A 13,724-nucleotide genomic window follows, 5' to 3' on the forward strand; every position below is an offset into this window, starting at 1 on the left:
GAAACTCACAAATAAAGGAGTGGAACCAGATGAAACGTATACTCATATGCGAGGACGAGGACACTATCCGCGAATTCGTGGTCATAAACCTCAAGAGAGCAGGCTACGACGTTGTGGACGTCAACTGCGGAGAGGCAGCGCTCAAGACCTTCGAGGCCGAGCACGGCAACTTCGATATCGTCCTGCTGGATATAATGATGCCCGGCATAGACGGCTTTACCGTATGCAAGAAGATACGCGAGAAAAGCTCTACCATCGGCATCATAATGCTCACCGCAAGGACTCAGGAGATGGACAAGGTCAGCGGCCTTATGATAGGCGCCGACGACTATATCACCAAGCCCTTCTCGCCCTCGGAGCTCACCGCCCGCGTGGACGCTATCTACCGCCGTGTGTGCATGAGCTTCATCAAGAACGAGAAGCAGTCCGTCATCGAGAGCGGCCCCTTCGTTCTGAACCTCAAGAGCCGCACCGTCACCAAAAACGGCGAGCCCATCGAGCTGACGCAGGTGGAATACCAGATACTTGAGTTCTTCATGAACAACAAGAACACAGCCCTCGACCGCGCAAGCATACTCAACCATATATGGGGCGAGAGCTACTACGGCGACGATAAGATCGTCGATGTCAATATCAGACGTATCCGCATGAAAATAGAGGAAGAGCCCTCAAACCCCAAGTACATCATTACTATCTGGGGCTACGGCTATAAATGGAATGATATGCAGTAATGGCTAAAAAGAGTATCACAAAGCGCTGGATATTCAACAATCTGGGCGTTGTCGTGCTGGCGCTGCTTGTAATAGATATGGCCATAGTCTATGCGATACAGAACTATTTCTACAGCTCTGCAAAGCAGTACCTGGTGTCCAAGATAAACGCTGTCACCAGCGTGCTGAGTATGCATTCCCAGGACAGCTCCGCCAACTTCTCCGCTGAGATGAGGAACACCCTCGAGAACTTCAACGAGAAGGACAAGATAGAGCTGATGGCCATAAACTCAAAAGGCCGCGTGGTGCTTACCTCCTCGGGATTCTCACCCGACGAGAACGACCCCATGCCCGACTATCAGGAGGCTCTTGAAAAGAACGAGGGCTCCCATGTGTACAGGCTGGGCGGCGGCGAAAAGGTGCTGGCAGTGTCGGTGCCCATAAACTCCATGAGCAACGATTACAGCGCGGTAAGAATGGTCACCTCCCTTACGGAGATAGACAATACCATCAAGAGCTATACGGCGGCTGTTACCATAGTATGCCTTATAATCATACTCATCATCGTCATAACGGGACTTTACTTCGCAGGCTCCATCGTCCGCCCCATAAGGCAGATAAGCGGTATCGCCAGGAAGTACGCCATGGGCGACTTTACCACCCGTATCGACAACGACAGCGACGACGAGATAGGCGACCTCTGCACCGCTATAAACAATATGGCGGACGAGCTCTCCACCGCCGAGGCCATGAAGAACGAATTCATCTCCTCTGTGTCCCATGAGCTTAGAACTCCTCTCACTGCAATCAAGGGCTGGGCGGAGACCCTCATGATAGACGGCGGAGGCAGTCCCGACACCATGAAGAAGGGCGTAGGCGTTATTGTCAACGAGACCGAGCGTCTTTCACAGATGGTTGAGGAGCTCCTTGACTTCTCCCGTATGCAGAACGGCCATTTCACTCTTCAGAATGCCAATATGGACATTCTTGCGGAGCTGGGCGACGCCGTGCTCATATACAGCGACAAGGCAAGGCGCGAGAACAAGGAGATAATCTACGATGAGCCGGAGATGCTGCCCTTCGTATACGGAGACAAGAACCGCATCAGACAGGTCTTCATCAATGTTATAGACAACGCGGTGAAGTATTCCTCGGACGGGGATACGGTCACCATAAAGGCTTACGAAAAGGGCGGGAACGTCATAGTTTCCGTGAAGGATACGGGCTGCGGCATAAAGCAGACCGACCTTGCCAAGGTAAAGACGAAATTCTACAAGGCTAACCACACGCGCCGCGGCTCCGGCATAGGTCTTGCCGTTGCAGACGAAATAATCAGTATGCACGGCGGCTCGCTGGATATAGACAGCGAGGGCGAGGGCAAGGGTACAAAGGTCACCATAACCCTGCCTGCCGTAAAGCAGTAGGCGTATATCATAGACAGACCGACAAGGTGAAAAAATGGGAAAGAACAACACATCACAGGAAAAATTCAAATCAAAGATAGGCGGACAGGCTCTTATCGAGGGCATAATGATGCTGGGACCTACCACGGGCGCAATGGCCTGCAGGCTCCCCGACGGCACCATAGACCTTGAAACATGGGAGGAGAACAACGGAAAGAACGCTCCGTGGTACAAAAAGACTCCTCTGGTGAGAGGCTGCACCAATTTCGTTACATCACTGGTCAAGGGCTACAAATATATGATGAAGTCTGCGGAAAAGCAGATACCCGAGGACGAGGAGGAAGAAAAGGACAAGAAGGACAAAAAGAAGGCCGGTACGGAAACTGCCGCTGAGGCGGTCACTGAGGCGGCGGAGGCCGTTACAGCCGATGCTGAGGGAGCCGATGCTGCCGCAAGCAAGAAAAAGGAGGGCTCTGCCTTCGATATATTCATGTATATCGGCATATTCGTGGGAGTCGCCATCGCTATCGGACTTTTCGTGTTCCTGCCCAAGTGGCTGGTGGGACTTATCCCGGCCGTCAAGGAGCACCGCATACTGCGCTCCCTGCTGGAGGGCATAGTCAAGATAGTGCTTTTCGTGCTGTATATGTACCTGGTCAGCCTGACCAAGGATATACGCAGGCAGTATATGTACCACGGTGCGGAGCATAAGACCATTGCCTGCCATGAGGCGGAGCTTCCCCTCACAGTGGAGAATGTCCGCAGGCAGACGCGCTTCCATAAGCGCTGCGGCACCAGCTTCATATTCATAGTCCTGATAATCAGCATACTTGTAATGTGCCTTGTGCCCTTTACGGTAACATGGCAGCGCATAGTTGCCTCGCTGGCGCTCCTCCCCGTAGTGGTGGGACTGTCATACGAGTGCATAAGACTTGCAGGAAACAACGATAACCTTTTCACAAGGATACTGTCCGCTCCCGGACTGGCCATGCAGCGCATAACCACCCGCGAGCCCGACGACAGCATGATAGAGATAGCCATTGCGGCCATGAAGCCCTGTATCCCCGAGGACAAGGAGGAGGACAGGTGGTAAGCCGCAGGGAGCTTTTCACACAGTGCAGGGAACTCATCGCACAGCGTGATGAGGAGACTGCCGAATTCGATACGGGCTGCATCTTTCAGGACCTTCTGGGAGAGCGCAACCCCATGTTCGCACCGATGCTTCCCGTCCCCGATGACAAGGCGCAGGAGATACTCTCCCTTGCGCAGAGGCGCTCGGAGGGCTATCCCCTTCAGTATCTGCTGGGACAGTGGGAGTTCTGGGGCTGCAATTTCAAGGTGGGAGAGGGCGTACTCATACCCCGTCCCGATACCGAGACCCTTGTGGAGCAGGTGATTGATATCTGCCGCAGGGAGAAGATGACAGCACCTAAAATAGCCGATCTGTGCAGCGGCAGCGGCTGTATAGCCGTGGCTCTGAAAAAGGAGCTCCCCGCCGCCGAGGTGTATGCGGTGGAGCTTTCGGATAAGGCGCTGACGTACCTGAGACAGAACGCGCAGCTCAACGGCTGCGATATCCGTATAATACAGGGAGACGTGCTGAATGAGGACTCCGCCCGTGAGATAAGGGGACTTGATATCCTCGTGAGCAATCCCCCCTACCTTACGTCGCAGGATATGAGCGAGCTCATGACAGAGGTGAGACACGAGCCTGCCGAGGCGCTTTTCGGCGGCGATGACGGCCTTGACTTCTACCGCGCACTTACGGAGCTGTGGAAGCCCTCGCTGAGGGAAGGCGGCTTCATAGCCTATGAATTCGGCATGGGACAGCACGGTGACGTAAAGAGGATCCTTGAGGATAACGGCTTCACCGATGTGGAGCTGAGACGGGACGGCGGCGGTATAATAAGAACAGCAGCCGCTGTAAAAAAGGATCGTTGATCGGGAATTACGAATCTTATTCAGGATATTTAAAGGTAAATACAGTATAATACAATATGGAGGAAAAACCAATGGCAAAGAAGGAACTTGCTAAAAAGCCGACTGTTGTAAGAGTTACCACCAAGGAGGACAAGAAGACCGCCCTTGAAGGTGCTCTCAAGCAGATAGAAAAAAAGTACGGCGCAGGAGCTGTAATGCGTCTGGGTCAGACCAAGACCCTTAACGTCGACGCTATACCCACAGGCTCCATGACGCTGGATATGGCGCTGGGAATAGGCGGCGTCCCCAGAGGACGTATCGTGGAGATATACGGTCCCGAGAGCTCCGGTAAGACCACCGTTGCACTGTCCATCGTGGCCCAGGCTCAGAAGGCAGGCGGCGAGGCCGCATTCATCGACGTTGAGCACGCTCTCGACCCCGTATACGCAAAGGCTCTCGGCGTAAACACCGACGACCTTCTGGTATCGCAGCCCGACAGCGGCGAGCAGGCTCTGGAAATAGCAGAGGCTCTTATACGCTCGGGCGCTATCGACGTTATTGTACTGGACTCTATCGCTGCTATGACTACCCGTGCCGAGATCGACGGCGAAATGGGCGATCTCCATGTGGGACAGCTGGCAAGACTTATGTCACAGGCTATGAGAAAGCTGACCGCAGCTATATCAAAGTCAAACTGCGTGGCTATATTCATCAACCAGATCCGTGAGAAGATCGGCGTTATGTACGGCAATCCCGAGACCACTCCCGGCGGACGCGCTCTGAAGTTCTATTCATCGGTGCGTATCGAGGTGAGAAAGGGCGAGGTGATAAAGTCGGGCACTGACGTTATAGGCGCCTGCACACGCTGCAAGATAGTAAAGAACAAGGTGGCGCCTCCCTTCAAGGAGTGCGAATTCGACCTTATGTACGGCAGCGGTATCTCCCGTACAGGCGAGGTGCTTGATCTTGCCGTTGATCTTGACATCATCAAGAAGGGCGGCTCATGGTTCAGCTACAAGGATCAGAAGCTGGGACAGGGACGCGACAACGTCAAGGAGCTCCTTCAGAACGACGAGGCTCTCATGAAGGAGATCGAGGAGCAGATACTTGCCCGCAGGGACGAGCTTGCCGAGGCTGCTCCCAAAAAGGGAAAGAAGGATAAGGCAGCGGCCGCTCCCGCAGCAGCTGAAGCCGGCGGCGGAGAGGCAGAGAACGAAGATGTTCTTGCAAGCTTCGACGAGAACTTTGAGGAATTCACTCCCGCCGAGGAATAATGAAGATAACCTCTGTCAAACGATATAAGGGCTCGACCTTCGAGGCCGAGCTGGACGACGGGCGGAAGCTCTATCTCCATGCGGATATTATCGCCGATTTCGGCATAACTCCCGGCATGGACACCGACCGCGATACCCTGAGAAGGATAATATATGCCTCCAACTTCCGCAGAGCCTATCAGCGTGCGCTGTATCTGCTGGACTACAGGGACTATACCTACTCGGAAATGCTGAAGAAGCTCATCGACAACTACAAGAGCGAGCCCCTGTGCACCGCGGTCATGAAAAGACTGACGGAGCACGGCTTCATAGACGACGAAAGATATGCCGAGCGCATGGCGAGAAAGCTGGTGGAGTCAAAGCACTACGGCTTCAGGCGCTCGCTGAGGGAGCTGATGCAGAAGGGCATAAGCCGCTTCATGGCCGAGGACGCACTTGCGCCCTATGAGGACGTATTTGCGGAAAACCTTGCGGAGCTCCTGCGCACAAAGCATTCAAGATATCTGACAGACAGTGAGGACAGAAGATCCATAGAAAAGGTCAAAAGCGCTCTTGTGCGGTACGGCTATGATTATACAGAGATAAACCGCGCCGTGAAGGAATACTTCGGGAACGCAGATGATATTGAGGAGGAAAACTGATATGGCTATCAAGGTGGGAATGGTTTCTCTTGGCTGTTCAAAGAACCTTGTTGATTCCGAGCGTATGCTCTACAAGCTGAAAAGCCACGGCTACAAGCTGGTGACCGAGCCCGGACTTGCCGATGTGGCTGTAGTCAACACCTGCGGCTTCATAAAGTCGGCAAAGGAGGAGGCTATAGAGACCATACTCGAGCTGGGAAAGCTCAAGGAGGAGGGCACCCTTAAAAAGATAATCGTTACGGGCTGCCTTGTGGAAAGATACAAGGAGGAGACTGCCGAGCAGTTCCCCGAGGCCGACGCCGTTATCGGCATAGGCGATACCAAGGACATAGTAGATATACTGGACAGAGTCATGGCGGACGAGAGAGTAATACACTTCTCGCCCAAGCTTGACGCGGAGCTCAGCGGCGGCAGACTGATATCCACTCTGCCATTCTTCACATATCTGAAGGTAGCCGAGGGCTGCTCAAACTGCTGCACCTACTGCGCTATCCCCATGATAAGGGGCAAATTCCGCAGCGTACCCATGGAGGACGTGCTCTCCGAGGCGCGTTATCTTGCGGAAAACGGCGTGACCGAGCTGGTAGTCATAGCTCAGGATACTGCACAGTACGGCAGCGACCTCTACGGCGAGCCAAAGCTGGCGGAGCTTCTCACAGAGCTCTGCAAAATAGACGGCCTCCGCTGGATACGCACCCTTTACTGCTATCCCGAGCGCATTACCGACGAGCTGCTCGACGTTATCGCAAGAGAGGAAAAGCTGGTGAAGTACCTTGAGATACCCATACAGCACTGCAACGGCGATATCCTCAGCCGCATGAACCGCTGGGGCGATACGGAGAAGCTTGAAGCGCTGTTCGCCCATATCCGCGAGAAGATACCGGGAGTTATACTCAGGACCACCCTTATCACAGGCTTCCCCGGCGAGACCGTGGAGCAGTTCGAGGAGCTGGCGGAGTTCGTCAGGAGGGTACGCTTCGACAGGCTGGGCTGCTTTGCATATTCCCGCGAGGAGGGCACAAAGGCCTACAGCTTCCCCGACCAGATCGACGAGGAGACAGCGGCTCACCGCGCCGATATTATCATGGATCAGCAGATGCTAATAAGCTGCGAGAATAACGAAAAGCTCATGGGAGCGGAGCTCACCGCTGTTGTGGAGGGCTTCGACAGATTCGGCGAATGCTGGTTCGGAAGAACATCAAACGACGCTCCCGATATAGACGGAAAGGTATTCTTTACGTCGGAAAAGCCGCTGGAGATCGGTGATTATGTCACAATAAGGATCACCGACACCCTTGATTACGACCTGATAGGAGAGGTGATAAGTCAATGAACCTGCCAAATAAACTTACTCTGCTGAGAGTCGTACTGATTCCGTTTTTCCTGTTCTTCATGTATGTTGACATCCCCTTCCACTATGCCATAGCGCTGGTGATATTCGGTGCAGCCTCCATAACGGACGCACTGGACGGAAAGATCGCAAGGGCACGGAACCTGGTAACGAATTTCGGCAAATTCCTTGATCCTCTGGCTGATAAGGTGCTTGTAATAGCCGCTCTCAGCGTCTTTGTGGAGCTGAAAGAGGTGAACATGAGCGCCATTCCCCTTATAATCATAACAGCAAGAGAGTTCATGGTCTCGGGACTGAGACTTCTTGCCGCAAACAGCGGCGTGGTCGTTGCCGCAGGCATCTGGGGCAAGCTGAAAACAGCCTTTACCATGGTGGCTGTAGTGGCCATACTATTCTGGCTGTTCCTATGCTCTGATCTGAGCATAGACTTCCCCGAGGCGTTCAGGAACGCCGTGGATAATATCCTCGTTCCCGTTCTTATATGGATATCAACTATTCTCACTATCATATCGGGAGCCGTTTACCTCAAGGGCTACTGGCACCTGATAGACTCAGACAAATAAACTGAAATCAAAACAGACAACAGATCTGACATCGAAAGGAGCACTATATGAAACACTGTCCCGGCCAGGTAAGATACCTGGTAGCAATAAAGGAGCTGACCGAAACCGAGGAGTATGTACGCTGCGTCAACATATCCCGACACCTGGGAGTATCCCGCCCAAGCGTGAGCAAAATGCTGCGCTGTCTGGCAAACTGCGGGTATGTTTACGAGGACTTCTGCAACAGCGTTGTGCTCACTCCCGACGGAGAGAAGGCCGTAGACCAGATATTCGGCACCTTCAATGAGGTGTACACCTTCTTCCATAACTTCCTGAAGCTTTCGGACGAAGCAGCTCACGAGCAGGCAATAAAGTTCATCACCGACTTTCCGCAGGACACCTGCGAGAGACTGAAGGCCGTGGTAAGGAGGACTCTGAAGCGCAAGGAATAATGACATATGAGCGGTACACTTGGGTGTGCCGCTTTTTTGCTGATATTTCGGGGCAATACCACTGTCCTATGAAGGAAAATTATATTTTTAATGCAACCTTGTTTATTGTATTGTCGGCCTTATGTAAATAATTACCAAAATAACGTAAAAAGAATATTCTGCTGTTGCAGCAGTTTTCACAACAAGTTCCTGCTTGTTTTGACTTTATGCACAAAATTCAGTTAACCATGTGCAACATTTATCCCAAAATGTGAGTTGTGATGTATAATCCAAAGCAGAGATTGCGCACTCTCAACACTATACTACAAAACACAATAAAGGAAATGAATAAAAATGAAAAAGGCAATGAAAAAGATCACAGCAATTCTCGCAACAGCTGCTATCGCAGCAATCCCTATGGCAGGTTCACTTACAGCAAATGCAGCTCCCGCCGGCTACGACGATCCCAAGTTCTTCTTTGGCGATCTGGATCATAACAAGCAGATCTCAGCCTGGGACGCTACACTGATCCTCAGAGCAGCTCAGAACAACGGAGCAAATTTAAGCAGTGCTGATAAGATCCGTGCAGATGTAGACGCTGACGGCGTTATCACACAGGCTGACGCACAGCTTACTCTTGAATACTATGTTACTAACGTTGTTGCACAGAATGATCTGTACGGCGACGCTGATAATGACGGTGACGTTGACATGAACGATGCTTATACAGTATACGATTATGTTCACGGTGAACTGGGCTCAGGACTGGGTGCAGACAACATCAACCTTATCGCAGCAGACGTTAACGGCGACGGTGTTATAAATACATTCGACCATGTTCTCATCTCACGTTATGATCTGGGCCGTATCAACAGCCTCTATGTAAACTGGGGCGATGTTACAGATGACGGTTCTGTAGATATCGCTGACCAGATGGTTTTATTCAGATTTCTCGCCGAGGACAGAACTGCACACATAAATGATGCAGGTCGCAGAAGAGCTGACCTTAACCTCAACGGCAACATAGATTCTCAGGATCTTCAGATACTGATGGATTATATCAGTAATCGCTGCTTCATCTGGAGATAATCATTTTTACAACTGAATATATAAAAACATCCCCCTTTGCGGTTTTACTGCAAAGGGGGAATTTAATTTCATATGACGTCTGCTTACATGAGCTCGCAGATGAGGTTTGAGAACTCTACGGGATTCTCAATGCTCATGCCCTCGATGAGGAGAGCCTGATCGTAGAGGAGAGCTGCGTATTTGCCCAGCTTTTCCTTGTCGCCGCTGTCGCTGAGTGACTTGAGTTTGCCGAATATCTCATGGTCGGGATTGATCTCGAGAACGCGCTGTGCGTGTACCTTCTGGTCGGTGGGCATGGAGTTGAGCACCTTTTCCATTTCCAGTGATATCTCGCCCTCGCTGGTGAGGCATACAGGGTGGGATTTCAGTCTCTGTGAGAGGGCAACCTTTGTTACCTTGCCGTTCAGAGCTTCCTGGAGCTCCTTGAGCAGATCTGCGCTCTCCTCCTCCTTTGCCTTGAGCTCCTCCTTCTTTTCGGGAGTGTCAAGACCGAGGTCGTCGGCGGATACCGACTTGAACTCCTTGTCCTTGTACTTCATTATGGACTTTATTGCGAATTCGTCGATATTATCTGTAAGATAGAGTATCTCGAAGCCGTTGTCCTTTACCAGCTCTGTCTGGGGGAGCTGCTCGATACGGGCAGCGCTCTCGCCTGTTGCGTAGTAGATGTACTTCTGATCCTCGCGCATAGCTGTAACGTACTCGTCAAGAGTTACCAGCTTCTGCTCGTTTGACGAGGTGAACATGAGAAGATCCTGGAGCTTCTCCTTGTTCATTCCGAAGTCGCTGTAGATACCGTATTTCAGCTGCAAGCCGAAGGCCTTCCAGAACTCCTCGTACTTCTCACGCTCGTTTTTGAGCATTTTCTTCAGCTCGTTGCTTATGGTCTTTTCAATGCTCTTTGCGATGACCTTCAGCTGTCTGTCGTGCTGGAGCATCTCACGGGAGATATTCAGCGACAGATCCTCGCTGTCAACAAGGCCCTTCACGAAGCTGAAATAATCGGGGAGCAGGTCTGCGCACTTGTCCATGATGAGGACGCCGTTTGAGTAGAGCTGGAGTCCCTTTTCGTACTCCTTTGAGTAGTAGTCAAAGGGAGCCTTTGAGGGGATATAGAGCAGAGCGTTGTATGAAGGCATCTCGTTGCTGATGTGAGAATACTTCAGGGGCTCGTTGTAATCGAAGAACTTCTCGGTGTAGAAGTGCTTGTAGTCCTCCTCCTTGAGCTCGTTCCTGTTCTTCTTCCACAGGGGAACCATGCTGTTGAGGGTCTCCACCTCGATGTAGTCCTCGTATTCAAGGGGCTTGTTTGCAGCCTTGTCCTCCTCGGACTGCTCCTTGGGACGGCTGTGTGATACCTCCATCTTGATGGGGAAGCGGATATAATCGGAATACTTGGAAATGAGGGACTTTATCCTGTACTGGTCGAGGAACTCGCTGTAGTTCTCGTCGTCGGTGTCGTCAAGCATTTCCAGGATTATCTCGGTACCTGCGGACTTCTTGTCGGCTTCGGTAATGGTGTAGCCGTCAACGCCCTCGGACTCCCACTGATAGGCCTTGTCGCTGCCGTAGGCCTTTGAGATAACGGTGACCTTCTTGGCTACCATGAACGCCGAGTAGAAGCCCACACCGAACTGGCCGATTATCTGGTTGTCCTCCTCCAGCTTGTTCTCGTTCTTGAACTTGAATGAGCCGCTGTTTGCGATAGTACCCAGGTTGTTTTCAAGCTCCTCTGCGGTCATGCCGATACCGTTATCGGTGATCTTCAGGGTACGGCTGTCCTTGTCGGCGGATATCCATATAGCGAAGTCGTCCTTGTTCAGGCCGACCTGATCATCGGTAAGGGATCTGAAGTAAAGCTTGTCAATAGCGTCGCTGGCGTTAGAGATAAGCTCGCGGAGGAATATCTCCTTGTGAGTATAGATCGAGTGGATCATCATATCGAGAAGTCTTTTGGACTCTGCTTTGAACTGTTTGGTTTCCATTTGTAACATCTCCGTAGTAGAATTAGCACTCTATCTCTTAGAGTGCTAAACATAGTATATAACTTTTACCGCAGTAAAGTCAAGGGCAGGCAGAAATGTTTACAATTTGTTCATATTTGCAGTTTGACCAATAGCCTTGACAAAACGCCATACAATGGTATATAATTATTCTTAGTTATGATATTTAAAAGGCATAGCAGTCAGAGTAGCTTTTCTGCGGATCTTCAGAGAGTGTGCGGTCGGTGCGAGCACACGGTCGGGATAAGTGAAGTGCGGCTGTCAGCTCCGTGGGGGAAGCGTGTATGCGTGTGTATCCCGCGGCGTATCGTCCGCGTTAAGGATAAGACGAGTTCAAGACGGAGTGGAAACGAGCATATGCGCCTCCGAGGTATACCCTCGGAGGCTTTTGTTATTTCGTATGATATTAAAGGAGGGCAGAAATGAATATATTGAAATATCCCTCGGACGAGGCTTTTGACGAGGCCATGAAGGCCGACAGCCGTTTTCTCGGAGCGGTGAGTCTTGACGGCAGTACCGCCTATGCGGCCGCTGCGGAGACTGCGGGCGACCATATAGCCCTTCTTGAAGCGGTCGGAGAGGAGAATCCCTCGGGCTTCTTCAGGCTCAGCTTCGACAGTATCACCGCCGAGTGGACCTTCTCATGTCCCAAAAGCTACAGAGGAATCGCGGACGATAAGGAGCGCATGGGCGCCTATTACCGCGACGGACTTAGGCTGATACCCGAGTTTCTGGTAATGCTGGGGTACTTCTCAAAGCTGAAGATAAAGAACCCGCCGCCCGAGATATGGGAATTCTGATATGCAGGGGACGGCGTCCCGAAAGCCGTTAGCTTTGCAGTGGCGGATATTATCCGCCCGATAAATTCGCAATAGACCTGCGGGCGCACACTGTGCGCCCTTACAGACAACTTTCAAATTCAAACAGGAGGAATAAAAATGCAGTTATACAATTCGCTTTCACACAAAAAGGAAGAGTTCGTGCCCCATGAGGAGGGCAGGGTAAATATGTACACCTGCGGTCCTACCGTGTACCATTACGCACATATCGGCAATCTGCGCAGCTACATCATGGAGGATATACTGGAAAAGGCTCTCCGCTTTGAGGGCTACGACGTTAACCGCGTCATGAACATCACCGATGTGGGACACCTCACCAGCGACGGTGACACAGGCGACGACAAGATGCTCAAGGGCGCAAAGCGCGAGCACAAGACTGTCATGGAGATAGCGAAGTTCTACACGGACGCCTTCTTCGGCGACTGCGAAAAGCTCAATATAAAGAAGCCGGAGACCGTTGTTCCCGCAACTACCTACATTGACGAGTTTATCCGTGTTATCAGCGTGCTCATGGACAAGGGCTACGCTTACGAGGCGGGCGGAAACATCTACTTCGACACCTCTAAGCTGGAGAAATACTATGTTTTCAACGACTTCAACGAGGAGGACCTTGCCGTAGGCGTCCGCGAGGGCGTTGAGGCAGACGAGAACAAGCGCAACAAGGCGGATTTCGTGCTCTGGTTTACCAAGTCCAAGTTTGACGATCAGGAGCTCAAATGGGACAGTCCCTGGGGCATAGGCTATCCCGGCTGGCACATCGAGTGCTCATGCATTAGCATGAAGAACAACGGCGAGTACCTGGATATACACTGCGGCGGCATCGACAACGCCTTCCCCCACCACACCAACGAGATAGCGCAGTCCGAGGCTTATTTAGGCCATAAGTGGTGCAATTACTGGTTCCATGTGCTCCATCTCAACACCAACAGCGGCAAGATGAGCAAGAGCAAGGGCGAGTTCCTCACCGTTTCTCTCCTGGAGGAAAAGGGCTACAAGCCCGTGGTATACCGTTTCTTCTGCTTGCAGTCCCACTACAGGAAGTCCCTGGTATTCACATGGGAGAACCTTGACAACGCAGTAGTTGCCTACAACAAGCTCATTGAGAAGATAGCTCCCCTCACTAAGGAGAGCGGCGATATCGACCGGGCTGAGTACGACCGCCTTATGACCGCTTTCAGGGAGGCTCTGGACAACGATATCAACACAGCCATGGCTATTACCGTGGTATATGACGTTATGAAGTCCAAGGCAAATGCCGCAACAAAGCTGGCGCTTATTGCGAAGTTTGACGAGGTGCTGGGACTTGACCTTATCGCCAATGCAAAGGAGCTTGCAGAAAATGCAGGTGCAGCTTCTGCGGATATACCTGCTGAGGTCATGGAGCTGGCAGAGCAGCGCAAGGCAGCCCGCAAGGACAAGAATTTCGCGCTTGCAGACGAGCTCCGCGACAAGATAGCAGCTCTGGGCTACGAGATAAAGGAAACAAGACAGGGCACGGAGATAAATAAACTCTGATTGTGA

The 13,724-nt window shown here is 51.8% G+C and carries 13 protein-coding genes; 12 read left to right on the forward strand and 1 reads right to left on the reverse strand.

Annotated features, from left to right (window positions below):
• Nucleotides 1–29: 29 nt before the first annotated feature.
• From Q0Y65_RS07550 to Q0Y65_RS07595, 10 genes are all read left to right on the forward strand, one after another.
• Nucleotides 30–731 (forward strand): response regulator transcription factor, encoded by a 702-nt coding sequence (locus tag Q0Y65_RS07550; protein ID WP_297958595.1) that lies wholly within the window; start codon nucleotides 30–32, stop codon nucleotides 729–731.
• Complete coding sequence (locus tag Q0Y65_RS07555; RefSeq protein WP_297958596.1) at nucleotides 731–2,134, forward strand: ATP-binding protein; 1,404 nt, start codon at nucleotides 731–733, stop codon at nucleotides 2,132–2,134. Before Q0Y65_RS07550 ends, Q0Y65_RS07555 begins: the two co-directional genes overlap by 1 nt.
• A 34-nt stretch (nucleotides 2,135–2,168) precedes the next feature.
• Nucleotides 2,169–3,206, forward strand: coding sequence for a DUF1385 domain-containing protein (locus Q0Y65_RS07560; protein WP_297958597.1), 1,038 nt, complete (start codon nucleotides 2,169–2,171; stop codon nucleotides 3,204–3,206).
• Nucleotides 3,200–4,054: a peptide chain release factor N(5)-glutamine methyltransferase gene (gene prmC, locus Q0Y65_RS07565; RefSeq protein ID WP_297958598.1), complete on the forward strand. Its 855-nt coding sequence runs from the start codon at nucleotides 3,200–3,202 to the stop codon at nucleotides 4,052–4,054. The genes Q0Y65_RS07560 and prmC overlap by 7 nt, the downstream gene beginning before the upstream one ends.
• A gap of 71 nt (nucleotides 4,055–4,125) precedes the next feature.
• Nucleotides 4,126–5,307: a recombinase RecA gene (recA, locus tag Q0Y65_RS07570; RefSeq protein ID WP_297958599.1), complete on the forward strand. Its 1,182-nt coding sequence runs from the start codon at nucleotides 4,126–4,128 to the stop codon at nucleotides 5,305–5,307.
• Nucleotides 5,307–5,948, forward strand: coding sequence for a regulatory protein RecX (locus Q0Y65_RS07575; RefSeq protein WP_297958600.1), 642 nt, complete (start codon nucleotides 5,307–5,309; stop codon nucleotides 5,946–5,948). Before recA ends, Q0Y65_RS07575 begins: the two co-directional genes overlap by 1 nt.
• Nucleotide 5,949: 1 nt before the next feature.
• Entirely contained in the window at nucleotides 5,950–7,281 is a 1,332-nt protein-coding gene (gene rimO / locus Q0Y65_RS07580; RefSeq protein ID WP_297958601.1) for a 30S ribosomal protein S12 methylthiotransferase RimO, read from the forward strand.
• A complete protein-coding gene (gene pgsA / locus Q0Y65_RS07585) occupies nucleotides 7,278–7,862 on the forward strand; it encodes a CDP-diacylglycerol--glycerol-3-phosphate 3-phosphatidyltransferase (protein ID WP_297958602.1) in 585 nt (194 codons plus the stop codon). The genes rimO and pgsA overlap by 4 nt, the downstream gene beginning before the upstream one ends.
• Nucleotides 7,863–7,909: 47 nt before the next feature.
• The gene (locus tag Q0Y65_RS07590; protein ID WP_297958603.1) at nucleotides 7,910–8,293 is read left to right on the forward strand and encodes a metal-dependent transcriptional regulator; all 384 of its coding nucleotides are present in this window, start codon (nucleotides 7,910–7,912) and stop codon (nucleotides 8,291–8,293) included.
• Nucleotides 8,294–8,626: 333 nt separating this feature from the next.
• Nucleotides 8,627–9,361, forward strand: a complete 735-nt coding sequence (locus Q0Y65_RS07595; RefSeq protein ID WP_297958604.1) for a dockerin type I domain-containing protein — start codon at nucleotides 8,627–8,629, stop codon at nucleotides 9,359–9,361.
• A gap of 83 nt (nucleotides 9,362–9,444) precedes the next feature.
• On the opposite strand, the gene htpG is transcribed toward Q0Y65_RS07595, so the two are convergent.
• Nucleotides 9,445–11,346, reverse strand: coding sequence for a molecular chaperone HtpG (htpG, locus tag Q0Y65_RS07600; RefSeq protein ID WP_297958605.1), 1,902 nt, complete (start codon nucleotides 11,344–11,346; stop codon nucleotides 9,445–9,447).
• A gap of 440 nt (nucleotides 11,347–11,786) precedes the next feature.
• Here htpG and Q0Y65_RS07605 point away from each other — a divergent pair, with 440 nt between their 5' ends.
• Nucleotides 11,787–12,164 (forward strand): hypothetical protein, encoded by a 378-nt coding sequence (locus Q0Y65_RS07605; protein WP_297958606.1) that lies wholly within the window; start codon nucleotides 11,787–11,789, stop codon nucleotides 12,162–12,164.
• A 138-nt stretch (nucleotides 12,165–12,302) separates the two neighbouring features.
• Nucleotides 12,303–13,718 (forward strand): cysteine--tRNA ligase, encoded by a 1,416-nt coding sequence (gene cysS / locus Q0Y65_RS07610; RefSeq protein WP_297958607.1) that lies wholly within the window; start codon nucleotides 12,303–12,305, stop codon nucleotides 13,716–13,718.
• Nucleotides 13,719–13,724: the final 6 nt, after the last annotated feature.

It is taken from the genome of uncultured Ruminococcus sp. (assembly GCF_947301925.1).
GTDB lineage: Bacteria > Bacillota > Clostridia > Oscillospirales > Ruminococcaceae > Ruminococcus.

What these genes read in the sequence shown, in the direction of transcription:
- Q0Y65_RS07550 (WP_297958595.1), top strand. Translation starts at nt 30, where the DNA reads ATGAAACGTATACTCATATGCGAGGACGAGGACACTATCCGCGAATTC.
- Q0Y65_RS07555 (WP_297958596.1), top strand. Translation starts at nt 731, where the DNA reads ATGGCTAAAAAGAGTATCACAAAGCGCTGGATATTCAACAATCTGGGC.
- Q0Y65_RS07560 (WP_297958597.1), top strand. Translation starts at nt 2,169, where the DNA reads ATGGGAAAGAACAACACATCACAGGAAAAATTCAAATCAAAGATAGGC.
- recA (WP_297958599.1), top strand. Translation starts at nt 4,126, where the DNA reads ATGGCAAAGAAGGAACTTGCTAAAAAGCCGACTGTTGTAAGAGTTACC.
- Q0Y65_RS07575 (WP_297958600.1), top strand. Translation starts at nt 5,307, where the DNA reads ATGAAGATAACCTCTGTCAAACGATATAAGGGCTCGACCTTCGAGGCC.
- rimO (WP_297958601.1), top strand. Translation starts at nt 5,950, where the DNA reads ATGGCTATCAAGGTGGGAATGGTTTCTCTTGGCTGTTCAAAGAACCTT.
- pgsA (WP_297958602.1), top strand. Translation starts at nt 7,278, where the DNA reads ATGAACCTGCCAAATAAACTTACTCTGCTGAGAGTCGTACTGATTCCG.
- Q0Y65_RS07590 (WP_297958603.1), top strand. Translation starts at nt 7,910, where the DNA reads ATGAAACACTGTCCCGGCCAGGTAAGATACCTGGTAGCAATAAAGGAG.
- Q0Y65_RS07595 (WP_297958604.1), top strand. Translation starts at nt 8,627, where the DNA reads ATGAAAAAGGCAATGAAAAAGATCACAGCAATTCTCGCAACAGCTGCT.
- htpG (WP_297958605.1), bottom strand. Translation starts at nt 11,346, where the DNA reads ATGGAAACCAAACAGTTCAAAGCAGAGTCCAAAAGACTTCTCGATATG.
- Q0Y65_RS07605 (WP_297958606.1), top strand. Translation starts at nt 11,787, where the DNA reads ATGAATATATTGAAATATCCCTCGGACGAGGCTTTTGACGAGGCCATG.
- cysS (WP_297958607.1), top strand. Translation starts at nt 12,303, where the DNA reads ATGCAGTTATACAATTCGCTTTCACACAAAAAGGAAGAGTTCGTGCCC.